At 39.3% G+C, this 24999-nt stretch carries 29 protein-coding genes; 1 reads left to right on the forward strand and 28 read right to left on the reverse strand.

Annotated features, from left to right (window positions below; all coding sequences use genetic code 11):
* Nucleotides 1-193: 193 nt before the first annotated feature.
* The 27 genes from spoIVB to LQ50_RS14005 form a co-directional block, all read right to left on the reverse strand.
* The gene (gene spoIVB / locus LQ50_RS13875; protein ID WP_034630404.1) at nucleotides 194-1483 is read right to left on the reverse strand and encodes a SpoIVB peptidase; all 1290 of its coding nucleotides are present in this window, start codon (nucleotides 1481-1483) and stop codon (nucleotides 194-196) included.
* A gap of 124 nt (nucleotides 1484-1607) precedes the next feature.
* Nucleotides 1608-3332, reverse strand: coding sequence for a DNA repair protein RecN (gene recN, locus LQ50_RS13880; protein WP_034630406.1), 1725 nt, complete (start codon nucleotides 3330-3332; stop codon nucleotides 1608-1610).
* A 12-nt stretch (nucleotides 3333-3344) separates the two neighbouring features.
* Nucleotides 3345-3794 carry a transcriptional regulator AhrC/ArgR gene (ahrC, locus tag LQ50_RS13885; protein ID WP_034630410.1) on the reverse strand — a complete coding sequence of 150 codons (450 nt, stop codon included), beginning with the start codon at nucleotides 3792-3794 and terminating at the stop codon, nucleotides 3345-3347.
* Between the two features lie 183 nt (nucleotides 3795-3977).
* Entirely contained in the window at nucleotides 3978-4805 is an 828-nt protein-coding gene (locus tag LQ50_RS13890; protein WP_034630413.1) for a TlyA family RNA methyltransferase, read from the reverse strand.
* 6 nt (nucleotides 4806-4811) lie between these two features.
* Nucleotides 4812-6701 (reverse strand): 1-deoxy-D-xylulose-5-phosphate synthase, encoded by a 1890-nt coding sequence (gene dxs, locus LQ50_RS13895; protein ID WP_034630415.1) that lies wholly within the window; start codon nucleotides 6699-6701, stop codon nucleotides 4812-4814.
* A gap of 10 nt (nucleotides 6702-6711) precedes the next feature.
* The gene (locus LQ50_RS13900) at nucleotides 6712-7320 is read right to left on the reverse strand and encodes a hypothetical protein (protein WP_034630417.1); all 609 of its coding nucleotides are present in this window, start codon (nucleotides 7318-7320) and stop codon (nucleotides 6712-6714) included.
* 691 nt (nucleotides 7321-8011) lie between these two features.
* The gene (locus LQ50_RS13905; RefSeq protein WP_034630420.1) at nucleotides 8012-8902 is read right to left on the reverse strand and encodes a polyprenyl synthetase family protein; all 891 of its coding nucleotides are present in this window, start codon (nucleotides 8900-8902) and stop codon (nucleotides 8012-8014) included.
* Nucleotides 8903-8904: 2 nt separating this feature from the next.
* A complete protein-coding gene (locus LQ50_RS13910; protein WP_034630422.1) occupies nucleotides 8905-9138 on the reverse strand; it encodes an exodeoxyribonuclease VII small subunit in 234 nt (77 codons plus the stop codon).
* Nucleotides 9139-9150: 12 nt separating this feature from the next.
* Nucleotides 9151-10500 carry an exodeoxyribonuclease VII large subunit gene (gene xseA / locus LQ50_RS13915; RefSeq protein ID WP_034630424.1) on the reverse strand — a complete coding sequence of 450 codons (1350 nt, stop codon included), beginning with the start codon at nucleotides 10498-10500 and terminating at the stop codon, nucleotides 9151-9153.
* A 9-nt stretch (nucleotides 10501-10509) separates the two neighbouring features.
* Nucleotides 10510-11355: a bifunctional methylenetetrahydrofolate dehydrogenase/methenyltetrahydrofolate cyclohydrolase FolD gene (folD, locus tag LQ50_RS13920; protein ID WP_034630427.1), complete on the reverse strand. Its 846-nt coding sequence runs from the start codon at nucleotides 11353-11355 to the stop codon at nucleotides 10510-10512.
* Between the two features lie 27 nt (nucleotides 11356-11382).
* Nucleotides 11383-11778, reverse strand: a complete 396-nt coding sequence (gene nusB, locus LQ50_RS13925; RefSeq protein ID WP_034630430.1) for a transcription antitermination factor NusB — start codon at nucleotides 11776-11778, stop codon at nucleotides 11383-11385.
* A 276-nt stretch (nucleotides 11779-12054) separates the two neighbouring features.
* The gene (locus tag LQ50_RS13930; RefSeq protein ID WP_034630432.1) at nucleotides 12055-12456 is read right to left on the reverse strand and encodes an Asp23/Gls24 family envelope stress response protein; all 402 of its coding nucleotides are present in this window, start codon (nucleotides 12454-12456) and stop codon (nucleotides 12055-12057) included.
* Nucleotides 12457-12502: 46 nt separating this feature from the next.
* Complete coding sequence (gene accC, locus LQ50_RS13935) at nucleotides 12503-13861, reverse strand: acetyl-CoA carboxylase biotin carboxylase subunit (RefSeq protein ID WP_034630436.1); 1359 nt, start codon at nucleotides 13859-13861, stop codon at nucleotides 12503-12505.
* Nucleotides 13862-13876: 15 nt separating this feature from the next.
* The gene (accB, locus tag LQ50_RS13940; RefSeq protein ID WP_034630438.1) at nucleotides 13877-14371 is read right to left on the reverse strand and encodes an acetyl-CoA carboxylase biotin carboxyl carrier protein; all 495 of its coding nucleotides are present in this window, start codon (nucleotides 14369-14371) and stop codon (nucleotides 13877-13879) included.
* Nucleotides 14372-14565: 194 nt separating this feature from the next.
* On the reverse strand, nucleotides 14566-14937 hold the full coding sequence (locus LQ50_RS13945) for a hypothetical protein (RefSeq protein WP_034630441.1): 372 nt from the start codon (nucleotides 14935-14937) through the stop codon (nucleotides 14566-14568).
* A 378-nt stretch (nucleotides 14938-15315) separates the two neighbouring features.
* Complete coding sequence (locus LQ50_RS13950) at nucleotides 15316-15924, reverse strand: SpoIIIAH-like family protein (RefSeq protein WP_034630443.1); 609 nt, start codon at nucleotides 15922-15924, stop codon at nucleotides 15316-15318.
* Nucleotides 15924-16592: a stage III sporulation protein AG gene (gene spoIIIAG / locus LQ50_RS13955; protein ID WP_034630446.1), complete on the reverse strand. Its 669-nt coding sequence runs from the start codon at nucleotides 16590-16592 to the stop codon at nucleotides 15924-15926. The genes LQ50_RS13950 and spoIIIAG overlap by 1 nt, the downstream gene beginning before the upstream one ends.
* On the reverse strand, nucleotides 16589-17263 hold the full coding sequence (gene spoIIIAF, locus LQ50_RS13960) for a stage III sporulation protein AF (protein ID WP_034630448.1): 675 nt from the start codon (nucleotides 17261-17263) through the stop codon (nucleotides 16589-16591). The genes spoIIIAG and spoIIIAF overlap by 4 nt, the downstream gene beginning before the upstream one ends.
* Nucleotides 17264-17474: 211 nt before the next feature.
* Nucleotides 17475-18686 carry a stage III sporulation protein AE gene (gene spoIIIAE / locus LQ50_RS13965; protein WP_052144767.1) on the reverse strand — a complete coding sequence of 404 codons (1212 nt, stop codon included), beginning with the start codon at nucleotides 18684-18686 and terminating at the stop codon, nucleotides 17475-17477.
* Nucleotides 18686-19075: a stage III sporulation protein AD gene (spoIIIAD, locus tag LQ50_RS13970; protein ID WP_084138813.1), complete on the reverse strand. Its 390-nt coding sequence runs from the start codon at nucleotides 19073-19075 to the stop codon at nucleotides 18686-18688. The genes spoIIIAE and spoIIIAD overlap by 1 nt, the downstream gene beginning before the upstream one ends.
* A 14-nt stretch (nucleotides 19076-19089) precedes the next feature.
* Nucleotides 19090-19296, reverse strand: coding sequence for a stage III sporulation protein AC (gene spoIIIAC / locus LQ50_RS13975; RefSeq protein ID WP_034630453.1), 207 nt, complete (start codon nucleotides 19294-19296; stop codon nucleotides 19090-19092).
* Nucleotides 19297-19317: 21 nt separating this feature from the next.
* The gene (spoIIIAB, locus tag LQ50_RS13980) at nucleotides 19318-19830 is read right to left on the reverse strand and encodes a stage III sporulation protein SpoIIIAB (RefSeq protein ID WP_034630455.1); all 513 of its coding nucleotides are present in this window, start codon (nucleotides 19828-19830) and stop codon (nucleotides 19318-19320) included.
* Nucleotides 19827-20759 (reverse strand): stage III sporulation protein AA, encoded by a 933-nt coding sequence (gene spoIIIAA / locus LQ50_RS13985; protein WP_034630457.1) that lies wholly within the window; start codon nucleotides 20757-20759, stop codon nucleotides 19827-19829. Before spoIIIAA ends, spoIIIAB begins: the two co-directional genes overlap by 4 nt.
* A gap of 17 nt (nucleotides 20760-20776) precedes the next feature.
* A complete protein-coding gene (locus tag LQ50_RS13990; protein ID WP_034630459.1) occupies nucleotides 20777-21058 on the reverse strand; it encodes a YqhV family protein in 282 nt (93 codons plus the stop codon).
* A gap of 166 nt (nucleotides 21059-21224) precedes the next feature.
* The gene (efp, locus tag LQ50_RS13995; protein ID WP_034630460.1) at nucleotides 21225-21782 is read right to left on the reverse strand and encodes an elongation factor P; all 558 of its coding nucleotides are present in this window, start codon (nucleotides 21780-21782) and stop codon (nucleotides 21225-21227) included.
* Between the two features lie 119 nt (nucleotides 21783-21901).
* The gene (locus LQ50_RS14000; protein ID WP_034630463.1) at nucleotides 21902-22972 is read right to left on the reverse strand and encodes a M24 family metallopeptidase; all 1071 of its coding nucleotides are present in this window, start codon (nucleotides 22970-22972) and stop codon (nucleotides 21902-21904) included.
* 86 nt (nucleotides 22973-23058) lie between these two features.
* Nucleotides 23059-23544: a YqhR family membrane protein gene (locus LQ50_RS14005; RefSeq protein WP_034630466.1), complete on the reverse strand. Its 486-nt coding sequence runs from the start codon at nucleotides 23542-23544 to the stop codon at nucleotides 23059-23061.
* Nucleotides 23545-24002: 458 nt separating this feature from the next.
* Between LQ50_RS14005 and LQ50_RS24410 the strand changes: the two genes are divergently transcribed.
* Entirely contained in the window at nucleotides 24003-24413 is a 411-nt protein-coding gene (locus tag LQ50_RS24410; RefSeq protein WP_052144769.1) for an SA1362 family protein, read from the forward strand.
* A 360-nt stretch (nucleotides 24414-24773) separates the two neighbouring features.
* Here LQ50_RS24410 and LQ50_RS26025 read toward each other — a convergent pair.
* On the reverse strand, nucleotides 24774-24999 hold a 226-nt coding region (locus tag LQ50_RS26025; RefSeq protein ID WP_237563715.1), incomplete at its 5' end, for a hypothetical protein.

Here is a 24999-nt window from a genome sequence, read left to right on the forward strand (position 1 = left end):
AAGGGATTTTATTTCCCTTTAATTTTTTTTAATTTATTTAGTTTTTTTTACATTTCCTAAGCTTTTCTTCAACATACTACGTTATTCGACCTTATTCGAACATTGACAAAAAAAACACTCATTACTTTTGTCGAATTTTCTTTATACCTTAATCATATCACAAAAATACAAAATGAAAAGAAGCCAAAACGAATTAACTCGCTTTGGCTCCCTGTGTATTTGAAAAATGATCAGTTACTCCTGCTTCTTCTAGCATCCAACTAATGTGGCATCCATATCCACTTGTTGGATCATTAACAAAGACATGAGTTACCGCACCAATAATTTTTCCATCTTGTATAATCGGACTTCCGCTCATTCCTTGTACAATTCCACCTGTTGCTTCTAATAATTTTGGATCAGTTACTTTAATAACCATCCCTTTTGTCGCTGGTTGTTTTTGGGGAACGGAACTTACAATTTCAATATCATATTCCTCTACTTCTTCCCCCTCAACGACGGTTAATATTTTTGCCGGCCCTTCCTTTACGTGAGTAGAATGAGCAATCGGCATTTTTTTATCGAGGATATCATTCTTTAAATTTGCTTCTTTTAATGTTCCAAATATCCCAAAGGAACTATTTTTTTCAATTGTACCTAATACATCACGTTGATTAGATAAGCTTGCCAGTTTTTCACCTGGGTCGCCATTGCTCCCTTTTTCAATAGAAGTAACTGAGGACCGAATGATTTGACCGTCATGTACAACAATTGGTTTTTGGGTATCTACATCAGAAATAACATGACCCAATGCCCCGTATTTTTTTGTTTCTGGGTCATAAAATGTTAACGTTCCTACCCCTGCAGCTGAATCTCTAATATAAAGACCCATACGATAAGAATGCTCACCTTTTGCCTTGATTGGTGTTAATTCCTTTTCAAACGTTTGTTGGTCTCGTTTAATTTCAAGTGTAAGCTTTCTTTTGTCATCTCCAGCTTCTTGAATAAATTCACCAACTTGACTCATACGCTGTATTTCATGATCATCAATTTTCGTAATCATGTCTCCCACTTCAATACCAGCTAATTCACCAGGAGATATATTGCCATCTTCGGTTTCAATTAAATGATGACCTACAACTAACACTCCTTCGGTATTCAGTTTTACACCGATGGATTGCCCCCCCGGAATAACTTCCGTTTTTGGAAGCACATTAACATCAATACTTTTCACGGGAAAGCCTGCGACTTCTAATGATACATTATCTGTTATGTCATTTTCACTGGCCCCACTCATTTGAAAAGTAAGTGCTGATGGCGCAGCAGTTGCAGTTACAGCTTTTAGTGACTTGGTTGCATCTACAACAGGAGACATATCCCCTTCAAATACAGTCATAGCTGTGGGAACTTTTACCCATTCACGTACCCCATCAGAAAAACCTAAACTTACGACTAATAGCAAAACAAGTATACCTAATGTTTTTCTTACTGCATCGCCTCTCACTCACTTCACTCTCCTAGCTCCTTGCCCACACCTCCGTTACTGGATGTACTATTAATGTTGCCTTAGAGAACAACATTTATAACTGGAACAAAAAGAAAAAAGCTATCCTTTTTTGGCTAGCTTTTCAAACAGGTTGCTTTAGGGATTCAGCAAGTTCTAACAACTCTTTTGCATGCTCTCTTGTTAATTCCGTTACTTCAACTCCAGATATCATGCGGGCAATTTCACTTATTTTTTCCTCTGTTGATAGAGATTTTACAGATGTTTTTACACGATCATTTTGTTCATGCTTTTGGATATACAGATGCGAATCAGCCATCGCAGCTACTTGGGGCAAATGAGTAATACACAACACTTGTGATCCAATGGCAATCGCATGAATTTTCTCAGCAATAGCTTGAGCAACTCGACCACTAACACCTGTATCGACCTCATCAAAAATGACGGATGTAACACCTTGCTGATTTGAAAAGATCGACTTAATCGCGAGCATTATTCGTGAAATTTCCCCACCGGATGCCACTTTTGAGAGTGGCTTCATTAGCTCTCCAGGATTGGTGGACAAATAAAACTCCACCGTGTCAATGCCATCATGACTAAAAGGAATGGCTTTTCCATTAATTGTTGGCGCTTGCTTTCCTGGCGCTCTTTCAAGAACCCGAACATCGAATATTGTTTTTTCCATATATAAGGAACGCAATTGCTCATGGATCGCTTCTGTCAGCTCACAAGCAGCTTCTTTTCGAATAGATGTTAGTGCCTTTGCTTCTATATATAAATCTTGCCACAATCCATCTAACTCATTTTGAAGCTTCGATATTCGATCATCTTTATTAATAATCGAATCTAACTCTTCTTCAACTTTCGAAGCATACACCAAGATATCATCAACTGTCTCGCCGTATTTCCGCTTCAACCGTTGTATATCATGTAATCGTCCTTCAATAAATTCTAGACGATTTGGATCAAACTCAATTTGTTCTAATCGATCTCGCAAGGCGAACGCTGCTTCTTCTAATAGATAATAGCTATTACTTACAGATTCAAATAAGTCTTTCAACTCTTGATCAATCGAAACGGCTTCTTCTAAATGTGATACAGCATTGTTAATGTAATCAAGGCCTTTTCCTTCCCCATACAAACTTAAATAGCTGTCTTGCAATAGTGAAAACAATTTTTCGCTATGGGCTAGCTTATGCCTTTCATTCATTAAGTGAACATCTTCTTCAGGAGCCAATTTAGCTTGTTCAATTTCTTCGAGCTGATACTGAAATAAATCCGTTTTCTGTGCTAACTCCTGTTCATTTTTGCTAAGAGATATCACTTGCTTTTGTAGCTGTTGCGCCCGATTAAATATTGTTTGATACTCTTTAAATGTATCTGTCAATGCTCTTGAGGCATAACCATCTAACATAGAAATATGTTCTTCTGGCTGCATGAGCGCTTGATGCTCATGCTGTCCATGAATATCGACTAAGGCCTGTCCAATCTCACGTAATATCGCAAGGGTAACCAATTTGCCATTTACTCTGCAAATGCTTTTTCCTTGCGAGGTAATGTTTCTTCTTAATATAAACATCGAATCTTGAGCGTCTATTCCAAAATCCATTGCTTTCTTGATAATTGGGTGGTCATCATCTACAATAAACAAGCCTTCAATTTCTGCTCGCTTCTCCCCGTGTCTCACGTACTCAGCAGACCCACGACCTCCCAGAAGAAGACCTATCGCATCTATAATAATCGACTTTCCTGCTCCGGTCTCTCCCGTGAGTACCGTTAATCCTTTTTCAAATTGCACGGTCAATTCGTCAATAATGGCAAAATGTTGGATTGATAATTCAATTAACATGCTGTCACACCCTTATAACATATCTAAAAATCGTTGCGTTATGGCTGGCCCTTCTTCTTTATGTTTACAAATAATTAGAATGGTGTCGTCGCCACAAATAGTCCCCATCACTTCGGCCCAATCTAAATTATCAATTAAAGCACCTATTGAGTTGGCATTTCCCGGCAATGTTTTCATAACAATTAGATTGTCTGATCGGTCTATGTTTACAAAGCTATCCATTAACGCACGTTTAAGCTTTTGTAGTGGATTAAATCGTTGGTCTGCTGGCAAACTATACTTATATCGGCCATCAAGCATAGGCACTTTCACAAGATGAAGTTCCTTAATATCCCTAGACACCGTTGCTTGAGTTACGTTATACCCTTCTTTACGTAACTGCTCAACTAAATCATCTTGCGTTTCAATTTCATTATTGGCAATAATATCTCTTATCTTTATATGCCTTTGTCCTTTATTCATCTTTTCTCACCTATTTCTTCCATGTTTCATATGTTCATTATCTACGTAATCGCACTGCAATACAACATTTACTGCAATAAATTCTTTTAAAACCGATGAAAAAATGACCTTTTCATACATTTTCATGAATAATTATAGAAAAAAATGCCTCGATCAAATTCTTGATCGAGACTTTTCATCTATTTATTCTTCTTGTTTCGTCTTTAATTCGTCATGTGCCGTTGCAACAACGTCTGAAATCGAAATGAAATCACTGATTGAGCCTTGGTCACCTTTAAAGTGTAAATGCATTAAAAACTCAATGTTTCCTTCTCCACCTTTGATCGGTGAATAACTTAAGCCAGAGACATGATACCCCTCACTCGAAGCAAACTCTGTCATACGTTTAAGTACATCTTCATGAACTTTCTTCTCACGGACAATGCCTTTTTTGCCAACTTGATCTCGCCCAGCTTCAAATTGAGGCTTTACTAGTGCCACAACATCTCCACTCGGAACAAGAACCGTTTTTAGAACAGGTAAAATTAGCTTTAAAGAAATAAATGAAACATCAATGGTGGCAAACTGCGGCAATCCTTCTGTTAAATCCTCTGGTTTCACATAACGAAAGTTCGTTCGTTCCATCACTGTGACTCGCTCGTCTTGTCGTAGCTTCCACGCCAACTGATTGTATCCAACATCAAGGGCATACACAGCCTTAGCTCCATTTTGCAACGAGCAATCTGTAAATCCTCCTGTTGATGCTCCAATATCCAATACAATTTTATCTTGTAAAGTCAGTTGAAAGAGCTCAATCGCTTTTTCTAATTTTAATCCTCCACGGCTCACATAAGGAAGTGGGTTGCCTTTCAATTCTAGAGGCAGATCCCGGTCCACTTTCACACCGGGCTTATCCACTCTCTCGGTACCCGAGAACACAAGCCCTGCCATAATAGAGCGCTTCGCCTTTTCTCTTGTTTCTACTAAGCCACGTTCGACGAGCAAAACGTCTATTCGTTCTTTCTTATTCACAGTTCGTTACGCCCTTTGCTTTTTTTTCGGTAGCATTGTCATCATTTGATCAGCTACATTGGCCGCAGTAAGTCCAATTTCTGCTAAAAGTTCTGATACGCTGCCATGTTCGATAAATTCATCTGGAATTCCCATCCGCTTTATCTCAACGTTATGATAACCATTGTCATGGAAAAATTCCAATACAGCACTTCCGAAACTCCCTTGAAGAGCCGCTTCCTCTAATGTAAGTACCGGAATGTCCTTTTGCGCAATTTCGTGTAACAGTTCCTCATCAAGAGGCTTAGCCGAATTAGCATTCACAAGCTTTACCGAAAGTCCTTGTTTTGTAAGTTGCGCTAATGCTTGTTCTGCAACTGGTATCATCGTTCCGAACGTAATAATACAGGCATCGGTTCCTTCTTGTAACGTTTCCCATTTACCAATCGGTAACTGCTTTAACTCTTCGTCCATTTTTATTCCGTAACCATTCCCTCTAGGGTAACGTACAGCAATTGGACCATCATCATACTTTGTAGCTGTATAAATCATATGCTGAAGTTCATTTTCATCTTTCGGCATTAAGATTTTCATGTTTGGCAAATGACGAAGGAAAGCAATGTCAAATACCCCTTGATGTGTTTCACCGTCTGCACCAACAAGACCTGCACGGTCAATCGCAAAAACAACATTTAAGTTCTGTCTACAGATGTCATGAACGACTTGGTCATATCCACGCTGTAAGAAAGTAGAATAGACCGCAAACACCGGCTTCATTCCTTGTGTTGCTAAACCACCTGCCATTGTTGTCGCATGCTGCTCTGCTATACCTACATCAAACATTCGCTCTGGGAACTCTTTAGCAAACACGTCGAGCTTTGTCCCTCCAGGCATTGCTGCTGTTAGAGCAACAATTCGCTTATCCTCACGTGCAATTTTTTTAAGTGTTTCTGCAAACACACCACTGTAACTAGGAGGTCCTGGTTTCTTTACCACTTCCCCAGATTCGATTTTATATGGTCCAAGGCCGTGCCATGTCCCTTTTGCGTCGTTTTCAGCCGGTTCATATCCTTTTCCCTTTTTCGTCAGTACATGTACCAGAACCGGCCCCTTCGTTTTCTTAGCATATTTTAAATTCTCCGCCAAATCATCAAGGTCATGTCCATCTACGGGTCCTAAATAAGTGAAGCCTAACTCTTCAAAGAAAATCCCTGAAACTAATAAATATTTCAGGCTATCTTTCACTCGTTCAGCAGTTGATGCTAATTTCCCACCGAAAGCTGGAATTTTTTTGATTAATTGTTCAAGCTCTTCTTTTGCCTTATGGTACTTACCTGCTGTACGTAGTCTTCCTAATACATTATGAAGAGCACCTACATTGGGAGCAATCGACATTTCATTATCATTTAAAATGACAATTAAATCTGTTTGCTCATGACCAATATGATTTAATGCTTCAAGAGCCATTCCACCTGTTAAAGCGCCATCACCTATGATCGCTACAACATTGTCATCCGTTCCTAATAAGTCCCTTGCTGTAGCCATTCCCATTGCAGCAGATAATGAAGTAGAACTATGTCCTGTCTCCCATACATCATGCTCACTTTCGTTACGCTTTGGAAATCCACAAAGACCCTTATATTGACGTAACTTATCGAATTGATCGGCACGCCCTGTAAGAATTTTGTGCACATACGCTTGATGTCCAACATCCCAAATGAATTTATCTTTTGGGCTATCAAACAAATGGTGTAGAGCAAGTGTTAGTTCAACTACACCTAAATTAGGTCCTAGATGTCCACCAGTAACAGACAATTTCCCAATTAAAAACTGTCTAATATCCTCAGCAAGATCTTCTAGATCCTTTTTTGAATAGTTCTTTAGGTCGTTTGGGTCTTTAAATTCCTCTAGTTTCATAAAGGAACCCTCACTTTCGAGTCAGTTTTTCTTTTTTCTTTGTTTTACCATTTCCTGAAAATACTTTTATCTTCAGTTTTACCTCTAATAAATATAATAATCTACCGACTTGATAGATAATTGGAGTTGCGTAATGAATCGCCAACGTTTTGCCGACTGCTTTTCCACCGACTGTTAAAGCAGCAACAACACTTGTAAATAAAATAGATATTGCAAATTGTTGAATGGATGTATCACCATAGCCTAGTTGAATTGACAATTGCAAAACAACATATGCAGATGCCGTACCACTAATAATACCAGAAATATCTCCAATCACATCATTACAGAAATTTGCAAATTTATCAGCATTTCTTGTAATTAAAACAGCATGTTTGGCTCCATGTAAACGCTCTGATGCCATCGCATGAAATGGCTTCTCATCTGCTGCAGTTGCGGCTACACCTATTGTATCAAAGAACACACCTAAAAACACAATAATAAAAACAATCACCATACCAATAGCCCATGTTACTCCACTTAAAATAAAGGTGGAAATAACTGAAAAAATAGCCGCTAGCACAAGTGTGATAACGGCGATTCCCAAGCTCCAATGTATTGATTTCTGAAGAGGTTTCATAATTATCTATCGATCACCTTTTATTTTCCTATGTATATGTTAGGAGTGGTCATTTAAAGAGTAAACTCTGTAGCTTAGGTCCAGTAGGATTTCCCAATTCAGCTCCACTGCGTCGCCGCAGTGGCGGTTTCCCTTTATACTGAACTTGACGTTGTCACCAAGCGCCAGACTGGATTACCACTTAGTCTACACTGCAATCCTCTTTAAATGTCAACTGAACAGTCTAGGAGATTTCCTCAGCAATTCCTTGCCATTCTTTTATCCTCTTTTGCAGAGTAGATTTCATATGGGTAAAAGTCAAAACCTGTTGGCCGACACATTTTGACCTCATTTCCATAATCCCCTCTACCTCCACTCAAGGCAGGCTACGCTGCAGACAAGCTCCCTAGCTTGCCGTTACAGGTTCATACCCTTTGCCCTGGTACCATACTCGTGTATGGACCGAGCAAAAGGCCTCCACAGTAGGAGGGTCAACGCCCACATGCCTTTGCGGATCGCCCTACTACCTTTTCTCCCAGTCAAGACCCAAGGCTGGGCGCCTCAAGCCCAAACAAGGAGCTTCATCGATGTGCCCTTTGGCGGATTTTTAGCCCCGCCTTCAAGAATGGAGAACTGACTAGAATACTGCACCACTCACATGTCACGCTATTATAGCATGAGCTATCCATGAGCTCAATGGAAATGCTTTGAATTAATGGTCACGCTCTGCCACATAGTTTGTTAATGTCAAAAGTAATTGATGATTCATGTTCACTCTATATAAGTATTCTTTTGCTTGATCCATATGCTCATTTAACATTTTTTTCGCCCCGTCTAGACCTAAAAGATTAGGATACGTGCTTTTGTTATTGCCATCATCGCTGCCAATAGGCTTTCCAATTAAGTCTTGATCACCTTCTACATCTAAAATGTCATCTTTAATTTGAAACATTAACCCGAGCTCCTTGGCAAACATGCGCAAATTAGCAATATCCTCTGATGTAGCACCCGCAATAATTGCTCCCGCCACAACAGACGCTATTAAAAGATCGCCGGTTTTATGATGGTGGATGTACAGAAGCTCTTCTAATGACAGGGACCTGTTTTCTCCTTCAATATCAGCTACTTGTCCGCCCACCATTCCTTCAGGTCCGGCAGCTTTAGCAATCTCTTGAATCAAAAGCAACTTTTGCTGTGCAGACACATGATCATTGTTCATTTGCGCAATTAATTCAAAGCTATATGTAAGAAGCGCATCCCCTGCTAAAATTGCAAGTGCTTCACCGAATATTTTATGGTTCGTAGGCTTTCCCCTTCTTATATCATCGTCATCCATTGCTGGTAAGTCATCATGAATCAAAGAATACGTATGGATCATTTCAATGGCACACGCGACATCTAAACCGGATTCTATTGGCTGTTCGAAACTTTGAATCGTTGCTAACAATAAGGCAGGCCTTATTCTTTTTCCCCCTGCCTCTAAAGAATACGTCATTGCTTGAACTAATTTTTCAGGTACGGATAATCGCTCAAGATGTTGCGGCAAGCGCACCTCTACTTGCTCTTTTATTTCGTTTAAAAAAGAAGTAAGCTCTTGATTCACAATTATTCATCCTCCTGAAAATTTAACAGCTCCAACTCCCCATCTTCATGTAGGATTTGATCCATTTGTTTTTCAACTTTTTCTAATTTCTCGTGACATTGCTTCGATAAAGCCATCCCTTCTTGAAACATGGAAATGGCTTTTTCTAATGGTACGTCTCCTTGCTCCAATTGTTCGACAACTTGTTCTAGCTCTTTCATTGCTTCTTCAAAACTTAGTTCCGTTTTTTCTGCCATCCAACTCTCCTCCTATTCCATTCGTTCAGCTTCTTCCACTACACAATGGACTTTTCCATCTTTTAAACGAATATCCAACTTGCTTCCTACTTCAACTTGTTGTGTCGACTTTATCAATGTATTGTTTTTTTGATCATACACTAAGCTGTACCCACGATCCATTAATCGTAAAGGGCTAAGAAGGTTTAATTCTCCAATTGCTTTTTCAAAAGGAATTCTTTTGCTTTTCATTTGTTCTTTCATCGCCTTAACAAGTGCTGCTTGTAGTTGATTTCTTTTCTCGTTTGCTTGTTGAACTTTCACTTGTGGATGAAGCATCGTTAATGTCTTGTCTAAATGCTTCAATAGCTTGGCCGGTTCTGTTATCGTGGTAGAGGCACTTCGTCTTAATCTGTCCATATACCCATCAAGTTGCTGCTCTTTTTGTCTAATTAACTGCTCAGGATATCGGAATGCATATGACCGTTTGTATCGTTCTAATTTAGCCGACTCAGACGTTAATTGATCGATCATCAGCTTTTTTAATCTTTTCTTTAACATATTTAGCGATCTTCTCACTTCTTGATGATCCGGTACCGCCAGTTCCGCAGCGCCAGTTGGCGTAGGGGCACGTAGATCCGCAACAAAGTCACTAATCGTAAAATCCGTTTCATGACCAACTGCTGAAATGATTGGAACAGTAGCTTGTGAAATAGCCCTGGCTACACCTTCATCATTAAACGCCCATAATTCTTCAATAGAGCCTCCACCACGCCCAACAATTAAGCAATCAAAGCAACCAGCTAGGTCAGCTTGTTCAATGGCACGTGTAATGGAGCCAGGAGCTTGTTCCCCTTGAACTAGCACTGGAAGCAATGTGATTTGAGCAATTGGGTAACGTCTTTTTAAGGTTATGACGATGTCTCGAATAGCTGCTCCAGTCGGAGAAGTGATGACCGCAACTCTAGAAGGGAATTGGGGAATCGCCTTCTTGCGCTCATTTGCAAATAACCCTTCCTCCTCAAGCTGAGCCTTTAATTTTTCATAAGCTAGGTACAGACTGCCAACTCCATCTGGCTGCATTTCTTTTGCGTAAAATTGGTACTGTCCATACGGCTCGTACACATTTACTTCACCACGAAGCAGTACCTTCATCCCATTTTCAGGTTTAAATTTCAAATAACGATTATGACCGGCAAACATAACGGCTTGCATTCTTGATTTATCATCTTTCACGGTAAAATACAAATGACCACGACTATGCATTTTCACGTTAGAAAGTTCTCCTCTTATCCAAACACTTTGAAGCATCACATCTTCTTCCATGAGTGATTTTATGTATCGGGTCACTTCAGAAATCGTTAAAACATTCTTAGTCGCCATGCTAAACCTCTATGGACGCTTTCTTGCTGAAAGAACTGTATTTTCAAGCAACATTGTAATCGTCATCGGTCCTACTCCGCCTGGAACAGGGGTAATATAAGATGCTTTTTCTTTTACACCATTAAACTCAACATCTCCAACAAGCTTGCCGTCCACGCGGTTAATTCCGACATCAACGACCACTGCACCGTCTTTCACGTCTTCAGCTGAAATAAATTCTGGTTTTCCAATAGCAACAATTAAAATATCTGCAAGATTTGTCATTTCACGTAGGTTTTTTGTTTTGGAATGAGTGTATGTAACGGTCGCATGTTCATTTAATAGAAGTTGTCCAACTGGTTTACCAACAATATTGCTTCTTCCAACAACAACGACATGCTTACCTACAAGGTCAATATTTGCTTCTTTTAACATTTCGACCACACCAAAAGGCGTACATGGCAAAAACGTATCTTCACCCGTCATCATTTTGCCAATATTGATCGGATGGAACCCATCAACATCTTTATTAGGGGCAATTCTTTCAATAACAGCTTGTTCTGAGATATGATCAGGAATCGGAAGCTGAACTAATATACCATCGATAGTAGGATCCTCGTTAAGGCGGTCAATCTCTCTTAATAATTCTTCTTCAGTAATGGTATTTGGTTTTTCGATTAAAACCGAATGAATTCCTGCTTGTTCACACGCTTTTTGCTTTGCTCTAACATATGTTTGTGATGCCGGATCTTCCCCTACTAAAATAACAGCCAATCCTGGCACAATTTGTTGAGTAGCTAATTCTTCCACATCTCTTTTTAATTGTTCTCTCTTTTTAGCTGCTAAATCTTTACCATTTAATAATAATGCTGTCATGACCTATTCCGCTCCTTTTAGTAAAACTTATTTTTGCAACTGCTCCATTGCTTTAGACAATACTCCATTGACAAACTTTCCTGACTCTTCCCCACCAAAGGCTTTTGCGAGCTCAATCCCTTCATTAAATGTCACATTAACAGGAATATCTTCAATATATTTCATTTCATATACAGTCATACGTACAATCGCACGATCCACAAGCCCCATTCGATCAAGGGTCCACCCTTGAAGACTGGAAGAGATGACTGGATCGATTATTTCTTTATGTTCCAAAGTTCCACGTACAAGCTCAAGCATAAAAGAGCTTGGCGTCTCACCCTCATCGAGAACGCTCTCGATCGCTACGTCCACTTCACTTTCTGTTAAGTCTATTTGATAGAGCGCTTGTGCTGCTCTGAGTCTTGCTACTCTTCGATTCATAGTCAAACTCCTTCTGTTCGTTTAATATGTTGATAATAGCATAACACGCAAGGCTAAAACAGAACAATTTACAATGTTTTGTATAAAATCCTTCGTTTCTTCCCTAAAGTAACTGCTTATTATGTACTTCTTGCATCTATCCTATTATAGCCAAAAATAAATTAATTCAATAAGTGAAAAAAGAGGTGCTTCAAAATGTCAATTTAGACGTTTTGAAACACCCCCAATACAATAACCCTGTGATATTCACATATCATTTAAACCCTAATTGGGAATTTATGCTTCATCTTGATCTACTGGTTCAGCTGATTCAAATTGCACTCCTACTACATGCACGTTAATTGCTTGAAGTTCAATTGCTGTCATTGTTTGTAACGCTTGTTTAATATTTGATTGAATTAATGTCGCAACTTCAGGTACAGCTACACCATACGTTATAACAACTGACACATCTACAGTGATGCCATCTTCCGCTAACTCGACTTTGACACCTTTTCCGTGATTTTTTCGACCTAACTTCTCAGCTACACCAGTTGCAAAATTACCGCGCATCGTTGCTACTCCATCAACTTCGGACGCAGCTATCCCTGCGATAACCTCAATAACCTCTGGTGAAATTTCAACCTTGCCAAGTTCCGACTTTTGCTCTTCTAGTTCGAGAATATGATTTTCGTTCATGGTACTTCCCTCCTATTATCAGATGTAATACACTTTCTATAGTGAATTAGAGCTTTATTGACATCACATCATAATGTTCAAGAAACTTCGTATTAAAATCACCCGAAACAAATGTATCATGGTTTAAAAGTCGAAGATGAAATGGAATCGTTGTCTCCACTCCCTCTACTTCAAACTCCTCTAGAGCTCTTTTCATCTTAGCGATCGCTTCTTCTCTTGTTGCTCCGTGAGTGATCACTTTTGCGACCATTGAATCATAAAAGGGAGAAATCACATACCCTGGATAAACAGCTGAATCAACTCGAACCCCTAATCCACCTGGCGCTAAGTAATTTGTTATCTTACCAGGAGATGGCATAAAGTTCTTAGCTGGATTCTCCGCATTGATTCGACACTCAATCGACCATCCTTGAAATGATACATCTTCTTGCGTAAGAGATAGTCGCTCATTGCTTGCTACCCTTATTTGTTCCTTAATTAAATCTACTCCTGTTACCATCTCTGTAACAGGGTGCTCAACCTGAATTCGAGTATTCATTTCCATAAAATAAAACAGATCATCGTTATGGTCATAAATGAACTCAACGGTTCCAGCTCCAGAATAATCTACCGCTTTCGCCGCATTGACAGCCGCCTCTCCCATTGCCGACCTTGTTTCTGGAGAAATGGCAGGCGATGGTGTTTCTTCTAATAGTTTCTGCAAACGACGCTGAATGCTGCAATCTCGCTCCCCTAGGTGAATCACATTTCCGTGATTATCTGCTAATACTTGGATCTCAACATGTCTAAAATCCTCAATGTATTTTTCAATGTAGACACCTGGGTTTCCAAACGCTGTTGCTGCTTCTTGCTGAGTAATATTCATACCCTTTTTCAGCTCTTCTGGAGTTCGCGCGACACGAATTCCTTTACCACCGCCACCAGCTGTAGCTTTAATAATAACAGGATAACCAATTTCCTCTGCAATGTTCAGTCCTGCTTCAATATTTTCAACAATTCCGCTTGAACCTGGAACAATGGGAACACCTGCGCGTGCCATAGTTTCCCTTGCCACATCTTTAGTCCCCATTTGATTTATAGCTGAAGGACTAGGACCGATAAAAGTAATATTGCACGCAGCACATATCTCCGCAAAATCAGCATTTTCAGCCAAGAAACCATATCCAGGATGAATGGCATCAACTTCTGTTAACGTAGCAGCACTCATTATATTTGTGACATTTAAATAACTTCGATTCGAGGCTGTCGGGCCGATACAAATAGCTTCATCTGCCAGCCTAACATGTAATGAATCCTTATCAGCTTCTGAGTAAACAGCTACTGTTTCAATATCTAACTCTCTACAAGCACGGATAATCCGTACTGCAATTTCCCCACGATTTGCAATTAAGACCTTTTTTATCATCGTATCTCTCCTATGTTAAACAAGCTCAACAACAAATAATGGTTGTCCGTATTCAACAAGCTCGCCGTTTTCAGCAAGAACTTCTGTAATCTTTCCATTGACTTCAGCTTCAATTTCATTCATTAGTTTCATCGCTTCAACGATACACACTACTGAATCTTCACTTACTTTGTCACCTTGCTTTACGTATGGATCAGAATCTGGTGACGGTGCTGAATAAAACGTGCCGACCATTGGTGACGTAATCGTATGTACATTCGTATTTACCGTAACTTCTTGTTGTTTTTGTGCTTCTGTAACAGGTGCTTCTGTAGGTGCCTCTGCAGTTACAGCTGGTGCTGAAACGACAGGAGCCTGCTTGGCAACCTCTACCACTTTCTCAACAGTTGAAACAGGTGCTTGTTGTTTTTTTAATACAAGCTTTGTTCCTTCTTGTTCAAATTTCAATTCATCTACATTTGATTGATCTAGTGCCTTTATTAACTCTTTCAATTCTTGTACCTTTAACATAATTTATGCACTCCCTCTCTCGACTTTTATTCAAACTTATCCCAAGGGATCATTGAGACATATTATTATATCATGATTATATTAGTATCTTCGACAAGGTCATCTAATTCCCTCTTTTGAAATGAAGCAAGGATAAAAGATTTCATATAAAAGGTTAACTAGATCTATCAAAAGTCTAATTAACCGTACAATTATTATTCTTCTGTTGACTCTACTGCCGTTTCGTCAACTTCATTTTTAACTAGGGCATCCTTTTTATATTGACGAAACACAGGAAACTCCGATAAGTTATCAGGAATTTTTCCGTTTTCTAGCAGGATGATTTTGACGATGTTTTTATTACGCGCCATATGGAATTTATCTCCATATTCATTTTCTTGAGTATAACGTTTTAAATTTTGATAATCTTCCTCCTGAATGGAGACTACATATGTATCTTCGTCACCCTCTTCTGGGACTTGTTCAAATCCAATTTCAAATTCAACAATTTGAATATTATCATTTTTTATATTACGTGTTTGCTCAAGAACTGCCTTTGCACCTTCTGTTAAATCATTCCATTCCATTCCAATCGCTCCTTACGTATTAGTTACTTTGCGTATTATATCATACACAAATAACCGGAAGCCATTGATCTTTCGAAAAATAGGTCCTTAAGCGGTTTATTGCCTATCATCCTCCTGGTCATCATTACTTACCTTTCTATAGAAAACAGCAGAAGAGGATGGTTAATTTCCATTACGATTATATAGAAGAAAGAGAAGTCTTTCATTGAGTGAATGAATGAAAGACCTTTCCCCTTTTTTGTGCACGGATAAGGAGTAAATTAGATGCGTTATCTATCGAAAGTCGACAAAAATAAAAAAATCACGGAGACTAGCGTAAGCAGTTCTCCGTGATTTTTAATTTAATCGGACTTTTGAAAAACCCTTTCTTTTCTATTCTTACTTTGATGCTTGATGAGCAACTGTAACTGTATTGTTTGATCCTAAATGATCATATGTCATGCTTAAAATTTCATTTGCTTGTTCACGTGAAAGCTCTTCCGTTTGTACAATGACACGAACTTGGTCTTCTTCAGCCATAACTAAGACATCCTCAAACCCTTTTGCAACAATTAACGTTTCTAGTTGGTGCTCTTTTTGCGATAGACGTTGCAATTCGATACTTTTATCATGAGCCTGTGACTTCATTTCAGCTGATGCATCTTGAGAAGCAACAATCTGCGTGTATTCTTCAGCCATTCGATCACGTGATGCTTGAAGTTCCATACGAATCGTTGCGAATGCTTCATTGGTCGAGATGCTAGAAATGACACCTGACTCTGTTTCTTCTGCTTCAGCCTCATCTAACTCTTCAGCAACGTTGACAACAACTTCATTTGCATCACCATCTACCATTTCTTCTAAATCCATTTCTGAGTCTTCTTGTAGTTCATCAAACGCAACCTCTTCCCCAGGGACTGGACCCGGAGATTGCACATAATACACGGAAAGAACGATAATTAGACTCAACATTGTTAATAACCAAACTGTTTGCTTTTTTAAGACCATTATAAATCCTCCTTTGTTTTCTTCGGCATGACCGAAACTCTATGTGATGGAACATCAAGGGACCGACTTACTGCTTCTACAACCCAACTTTTAACTTGAGCATTCTCCACTCCTTTAGCTACAACCAGAACTCCACGAACAGTTGGCTTTTCCTGTTCAACTAGAATGGGTTCTTCTTTATCACCATTTCGTGTAATAACAAGCTGTTCGTCACGAGAAATGTCTTCTACTTTTCTCGTGCCACCTTCACGGTCTGTTTCATCCGTGTTTTGCTGCTTTTCATTTGTGTTTCTTTCATACACATTGCGTTCTGTATTCGCTAAGTTCACCATGACGTTTACATCAGACACGCCTACAATTTGTTCAAGCACTTCTTTTAACTGATTTTCATAGCGCATTTCATAGTCTTGCATCGAATTCGGTTCAGCTGATGATGTGTCTCTCCCAAATACGGTCTCAGCATCTTCCTCTTCTTCACTAAAGACGGGTAAGGATTGTTCTTCGTCTCCTGCTGGATTGGTCAGAAGGTTGCCCGTGATCATGAGCGCTATACCTACACAACCTAGAAGCAAAATATAATGGAAGGGCATTCGTTTCTTCTTTCCATTTTCCGGCTTCTTAAATAGGGCTTGTAGCCATTGTTTATCCTTCTGTTCATCGCGATTCATTGTGCTTGTTTCCCCCCTTCCCAAGCTAGTAAAATCTTATCTTTTGGGATCTGCCAATTTTCCGAGAGAAATGTTTGAACAGGTTCTAAGTCATGATTTGTTTCCTCGATTTCTTCATCCGTTGACCCAGATCTTGCAGTATCAATCTGAACCACTTGGACAGGTAAAATCTCTCTTGACTCCTCTTGTTCCTCTTCTGTTTCAGGAGAAGATGATGTTTGAACATATACGTGGATTGCGTTTATTTGTTCGACTATCTGCTCTTCATCCACAGTTGGATTCAAGTCACCATCAAGATCAATTTTTACACTTTTGATCGCAAGTGAATGTTGATCTTTTAATGCTCCTGCTACTTGTCTCTCCAATTGGACAGCCACCTGTTCTAAGGTATATGCACGTACACCTGACTCTATATCTCTTTTTTGTAAATTTATTGTTTCATTTATAGATCTTTCTGTTTGCTCGACCTCATTAGACAAGGAAAACAACCATTCATCAACGTCTTCAGTAAATATATTTAATAACGGTTGAAGCATCACTACAAGCAAGAGTAACCCTACTACCATTTTGACGTACTTTTGCATATTGGAATTTGGTAACATCAGTTCTAAGATCGTTGCTAGCAAAATGAGTAAAATGATATTCGTCAGCCATTCCGTTAAAAATCCCAAGGTTTTCTCTCCTTTCTACAGGGTAGAGTTTATGATAAAACGCAAGATCGGCCTTTTGTTCTCTTACTCGTGCGAACATATTTGCGATGGCTACGCTCGCCGTGCGCCTTTTAGGAGAAACCCACTCCTAAATGGCTTAAATGATTACGGCGGCTTCGCTCATCGCTTCGAGTTTATGAAAAAAGGCAAGATCGGCCTTTTTTCATAAACTCTATCTCATCATCAGTGACAAGTTTCCTGCTGCGACCATGATGGTGATAGCTAGGAAGAACATGAGACAGACGACTGCCATGGCAGCGAAGACAAAGATAACTGCTTTTCCAATGATTGATAGGCACTCAATGATCGGTCCTCCACCTAATGGTTGCAGTACCGCTGCTGACAAATTGAAGATTATAGCTAATGATAGTACTTTGATTGCTGGGAAGGCACATAACATTAAGAGAATTCCTAACCCGGCAATTCCAATCGTATTTTTAAGTAGGAGCGATGCACTTAGTACTGTATCAGCAGCATCTGTAAACATTCGTCCTATCACTGGGACTAGGTTTCCTGCAATGAATTTTGCTGTCCTGACGGTAATTCCATCTGATACAGCCGTTGCGGCACCTTGAACAGAAATAACTCCTAGGAAAATCGTTAAAAATACCCCTAATGTACCAATAGCTAGATTTCTAAGAAAGTTAGCTAGTTTCGTTACTTTATAATGATCGGTAAGTGTGCTGACAATGCTTAATACAGTTGATAAAAAAAGTAGCGGCAACACAAAATGCTGAATCAAAAGTCCACTCGTATTAACTAAAAAAATAATTAGTGGATGAAACAACGCTGCGGATGTAATATTACCTATAGCTGCCATCATCGCTAATAAAAGTGGGAGCATCGCAATCATAAAATGGACCATACTACTTATGGCATCTTGCGCATAAGAGATCGCTACCTGAAAGCTATTTAAAGCTATAATCATTAGCACCATATACGTAATGGCATATGCTACTTTGCTGACCGTTTGTTGTTCGAATGCATTTTGTAGTGATTGCAATATCATACAAAAAACCGTTAAGAGAATAAGTGAACCTAATAACTTACCATTCACTAGTAATTCATGTAATAAATAACGGACAAGCCCCATTCCCCATTCTTTCATTGAAAATTGCTTGTCCCCTCGAACAAACTCCATGAATGTTCCTTTTTGGCTTTCTGGCAGAAATCCTCCGTACTCTGTTGATATCTCTTCCCAATACGCTCGGATCTCATCTAGCTGCAATTGTTCCATTTGTTGTTCAACAAATCCCTGCTCTTCTAACGGTTCAGTTTCAGCTGAGCTGATCGGTGCAAATAATAATAAGACTGTAACTACGATGATTCCTTGAATGAAGAACCGTATGTTCACGCTTGTCCCTCCAATCACCTCTCTCTCCATTACGATGGCAAAAGAGAAAGGACCATTTCAATCACTGCTGTTAAGATTGGTATTGCCATGACCAAGATTAATATTTTCCCAGCTAGTTCAATTTTTGAAGCAATTGCAGCTTGTCCCGCATCCTTTGCGATTTGAGAGCCGAACTCTGCTATATATGCGATTCCAATAATTCTTAAAATGGTTTGCAAATACATCATATTCATGTTTGCTTGCTCGGCAATCCCTTCAAGCATTTTTACGATCTTCGCAATTTCATCAATTAGAAAAAGAAAGATGAGAACTCCAACAAACACGGTGAGCATAAAAGCGAATAATGGCTTTTGCTCTTTGACGACAAGGGCTAGGAAGGTTGCGATAAGTCCTAACCCGACAATTTGGATAATATCAATCGCAACTCACCCCCCTACCCTTGAAACAGGAAGACTCCTTTTATTTTCTGGAATAAATCATCCACAATCGTTGCTACCATGTAGAGTACGACGACAAATCCTATCAGAGTAACCCAATGCGCCCAATCTTCCTTTCCCATTTGCTTCAAGACCGTGTGAATCATCGCAACCACAATGCCAATTCCTGCTATTTGAAAAATGGTGTTAACATCATACACCACAACCTCTCCTCCTCCTGTCCTTTACAACATCAATATGACAATCAGTAATCCAGTCAGGAATCCTAAGCTCTTGATCATTCGTTCGTATCGATGTTGGCGCTCTTTAGCCTCTTGTTCTTCACGCTCAAGATGAGAAAGTGTGAGCTTAATCTGCTTCTGCTGTTGCTCTCTGTCATGCTGACCAAGAGTTGCCCCAAATTGCATCATTACTTCTTTCTCACTATCAAGCATGGAGGTTTGTCCCCATGTTTCGTTTAAGCTTTCTTCCCATGCTTCAAATGCAGTTTCTTGTTTACTTTTCAAACGATAGCTAAATCTCTCAAAAAAGTGCGAGATGGGTGAGGGCATTTGTTTTGCAATGTGCGCACTCGCCTCTGCTAGCGGCGTGAGCCCATACATAATTTCTGCTTCTAGAGATTGAATGGCTACTTTTAGCTGTCTTAGCTGCTTCGGCCTGTCACTCAAGCGTTTTGCCCCCTCAAACCCGACCCATGTTGTGGCAAGTATGATGATAATGGCGCCGAATAACTTCACGTTACCGTCACCATATCTTTCCTTTTTTGATTACGAATCCGCCTTATGACTCCCGCTCTTGTCGTTCTTGTTAGTTCAACACTACGTTCAAATATGCCAAGCTCCATTAATTTCTTTAGGGCCGGTCTGCGCTCGACATCCTCTAACGAATATCCATGAGCTGTGGTCATCACTTTTACACCAGCATGTAAAGCTTCTTGCACGGCAATAACATCTTCGTCTCTACCTATTTCATCAACGATAATCACATCAGGACTCATCGAACGTATTAACATCATCATCCCTTCTGCCTTAGGACATCCATCAAGGACGTCTACTCTCGAACCAAGATCAAGTTGCGGAATCCCTTTCATGCTCGCTGCAATTTCTGATCGTTCATCTACAATGCCGACTTTTAAGGGAGCAATGCTACGACTAGGCATTCCCTTGCTTATTAGCCTTGCGACATCACGAAGCAACGTTGTCTTCCCCGATTGAGGCGGCCCGATAAAAATGGTGTTTAACCATCTTTTATCGTACAGTTGAGATATTAAACCTTCTGCGACTCCAATTGTTTGTCTTGCAATGCGGATATTAAATGAACTTATATCTCTTATCGTTTTCACTTGTCCACGATCGAGCACTACCTTACCGGCAAGTCCTACTCTATGACCACCTGTAATCGTGATAAATCCCCGACGTAATTCTTCTTCAAATGCATACATAGAATATTGACTGAGCTGATTTAACAAATATTTAGCGTCCTCAGCTTTCACTAAATAATAACGCTCATTGGTCTGTGGATAATAAGGCCTACCTCCCGAAACTACTTCAAGAGGCCTGCCAACGCGAAGGCGGATTTCTTCTACATTTTGTGCGACACTTGCTTCTAAGCGATTAATCACGATTCGGATATTTTCTGGTAAGATGGATGCTATATCTCGTAACATATCCCCTTCAACTCCTTCTACTTTCTTATACCAATTAAGATTAGTGCGACTCCCGCTCCTATAAACAGGAATTTCGATAAAGATAATTTATCTGACATTCCTATAAGACCTAACGCTATAGAAGCAATAAAAATGGTCGGACCAATAATGGCCAGCATAGCATTTAACGCTATGGCTTTTTCAATGCTGTTAAACTTTAAAATCAAACCAGCCACCGTTAATTCAATTAAGCCAGAAATCACTCGTAAACCCACCATTACTAGCAAAGTCATTTCTATCGTGTAGAACCACGTCTTCATTCTTCCACCTCAACAATAATCGCTTTGTACAACCTTATGAACGAAGGGGCTTATTCAGAACAAAAAAAGACGAGCATTAGCACCCGTCTTTTAAAAATTTAATTGATTATTTTACTGTAAAGAAAAAAAACTGTTGGAAAACCATCCAACAGTTTCATTTAACCTATTATGCACGTGAAACGTATGCACTGTTTCTTGTATCAATAATTAGAACATCACCTTGATTAACAAAGAATGGAACTTGAACCGTTAACCCAGTTTCTACAGTAGCTGGTTTTGTTCCACCTGAAGCTGTGTCTCCTTTAATTCCTGGTTCTGTTTCTGTCACTTCAAGTTCAACTGTATTTGGCACTTCTACCCCAAGCGTTTCGCCTTGATATGTCATGATTTGAACAACCATGTTTTCTTTCAAAAATTTAAGTTCATGTTCAATTTGAGCTGTCGGCAACTCAATTTGCTCATATGATTCATTGTCCATGAACGTATGCATGTCTCCACTAGCATAAAGATAAGCCATACGACGATTTTCAATGTGTGCTTTTGATACTTTTTCTCCTGCGCGGAACGTTTTTTCTTGTACAGATCCAGTACGAAGGTTACGCAATTTCGAACGTACGAAAGCAGCTCCTTTACCTGGCTTTACATGTTGGAACTCCATCACTTGCCAAATTCCGTTATCTACTTCAATTGTTAAACCTGTTTTAAAATCATTTACAGAAATCATTATTTATTCCTCCATCTTTCATCCAATACTTGGACGTTCAGTCACAACCCTTACTATACCACAGCTTGGAAAAAGTTTCTTTCCTAATTTTAAGAAAGAAATTACAACGTATATGATCACTATTCTCCTACTATTAATAATTCTTTCGGAGAATGAGTGAAGGAACGGTTTCCATCTTGAGTGATTAAGGTATCATCTTCAATTCTCGTTCCTCCTACACCAGCAATATAAATTCCCGGTTCAACAGTAACAACCATACCTGGCTTAAGTACTGTACTTGATTTCATTGAGAGCGAAGGACCTTCATGTACTTCCATTCCTAGGCCATGCCCTGTTGAATGCCCAAAATACTGACCGAACCCTTTTTCAGTAATATAATCTCTTGTTAGTGCATCGGCTTCTTTTCCCGTTAATCCTGGCTTAATTCCTTCCATACCACGAAGTTGGGCTTGAAGAACCGTATTGTATATTTCTTTTAACTCGTCGCTTACATCACCAACGGCAACAGTACGCGTTATATCTGAACAATATCCTTTATAGTAAGCACCAAAATCCAATGTGACAAGTTCTCCCTTTTCAATGATCTTGTCACTTGCTACTCCATGTGGTAGAGCAGAGCGATAACCTGAGGCGACAATAATATCAAAAGATGAACTGACTGCCCCTTGTTTTCTCATAAAAAATTCTAATTCATTAGATACGTCTAATTCAGTAATGCCTGGTCGTATGAATGTTGTAATATGCTCAAATGCTGCATCGGCAATATTGGCAGCATCTTGTATCAATTGTATTTCCTGCTCATTTTTTGTAAGTCTAATACCTTCAACCATCCCAGAGACAGGAACTAATTCAATTGTATCCATCTGCTTAGCATAAATTTGATGTGCTTCATATGTAAGGTGAGATTGTTCAAATCCAAGTTTCGTCAAGCCAAGAGCTTCAACTTGTTTGGCGACTTCTTCAAAAATCGGTCCCGTATGTTGAACAATTTCAAAGTCTATTGCTTGTTCTTTTGCTTGCTCCATATAGCGAAAATCAGTAATAAATATTGCTTTTTGCAATGAAATGATGGCAACACCTGCAGTACCAGTAAACTGGGTCAAATACTGCCTGTTGTAATTACTCGTAACTAATAATCCATCAATTTGTTGTTCCTCAAGCTTGGAACGCAGCTCCTGAATTCGATTCATATGTCTCCCTCTTTCTTATAGATTGTGCCACTAAAAACTATTGTAGCATAAACAGAAGATGAGCAAAGCACATAAGAAGAGAAAGCCTAATCATTTCGGTGCTGTTCTGCATATTCATAGGATATGGAGTACCCAATAAAAGCACCATACAGAGCATACAAGCAAACGGACGTTATGATTGTATTAAGATCGAGATTGTTGACAGATTTCAGCCCTGGAAAAACGGGGTTTAATACGTAAAATACTAATACCCAAAGAGCAAGACCAAAGCCAATACCGACCCACAATTTGTTAAATTTTTGCAATGTTAATTTATATAAAAATGCTACACCAATAGACAGCACCGATATCACTGCAACCCCAACAAGTTGTCCAATATACGTATCTTTCCAATCTCCAACGACAAATGGCATTAATGCAAGAGCTGGTCCGACTCTAATAAAATTAAAATAGAAAGTCAAATAACCAATGAGAGACCAAATAAGTCCCCCAAATAGCCCAATTAACGCCACCTTTGTTGCAAATGACATTTGTTCTTCTTGTTTGTTTCTTTCGACATACTGTTTTTCCACACTGTCCACCTCCACACACTAGTATGTCCGATATTAAAGTTGAAAAGTCATTAAAATTTTCTTGTCCAACTAGAATGAAGACTACTTACATTGGGTATAATAGAAAGAAAAGCATTTTTTGTAACTATTGTTGAGAAAGTTGTTATTATAGAGGATTTTATTGATCAAATGTAGAATAATTAATGTAACGAACATTCCAATTCTTACATTGGGCAAGCTCTATAGCACTACTGTATTACATCTATCTTGATTTAATAGTTGGGTACTTTAACTATTCTGTTTTATAATCTAATTTTCACTTCTTTCCTCCGCCAATGCAGGCGTAAGTATATATTAAAAATCTAAACGAGCAAACGTACCTTTCTCTTTAGTCATGTATGATGGAATGAATCCATCAGTGATTTTCAAGCAGAAATTGTGTAGCCTTTGATCGTCAATTCTATTGGAGGTGTAGACAAATGCGTTCGATCATGAAGTACATCATTCCCGCTGTTCTTTTCTTTGCCTTTATTGGACTCGGATATGAGCTAATCTTTAATCCTCTTGGGTTCCTAACAAGGATCTTAATGATAGTAGGTTTTGTTGCGGTTATCTTTCTTGGTTATCGATGGTTTATGTCTCGTAAATACGGTACTCCCCTTTTCCCATCACAAACGGGTCCTAGTCGAGCGCAACTTCGTAAAGCAAAAAAAACGAGCACGAAACGTTCATCTACTCCTGTTCCTGCTCCTGCCACCTTTAAACCAAGAACGACAAATATGATGAATGAAAAGAAGAAAACATCCCGTCCCAAAAATCGTAGAGATGGTCATAATTTAACTGTAATAGAAGGAAAGAAAAACAAGAAAAAGAAACGAGCGTTCTTTTAATATACTATGTTTTTATAAGGACATTGAACTAACATAGAGATAGGGTGCATATCGAAGTTCGATTTGCACCCTATTTTTATTGTTGTGAAGAAATGCATGTAAACACACCGGGTGAGGACGAAGGGGTGTGTTGTCATTGACGGGATCAAACAAAGTCGTACAAAGTGGATCCTGGTTCCGTTAAATTGATAAAAACAGCCCTAACAGGAGGGAAAGTGGATCCTGGTTCCGCTAAAGTCATGAGATTAATGAATTTTAATGTGACAACAGGACAATAACGGAATGAGGATCCGAAACAACACTCTAAGCAAGGCTTTTTACTAAAATAGCGGAATGAGGATCCAGGGGAAGGGCACCCCTTCATTTAACATTAGTGCAATCCTGGTGGCAATGGCTCCACTCGCCGTGCGCTTTTTGAGAAGTTCGCTCAAAAAGCTTAAAACCATTTACGGCGGCTTCGCTCATTACTTCGAGTATCATAAAAAAGGGGAAGGGCACCCCTTCATTCGACATTAGTGCAATCCTGGTGGCAATGGCTCCGCTCGCCGTGCGCTTTTTGAGAAGTTCGCTCAAAAAGCTTAAAACC

Origin of the sequence: Halalkalibacter okhensis (assembly GCF_000787375.1) — a bacterium.
Taxonomy (GTDB): Bacteria; Bacillota; Bacilli; order Bacillales; family Bacillaceae_D; genus Halalkalibacter; species Halalkalibacter okhensis.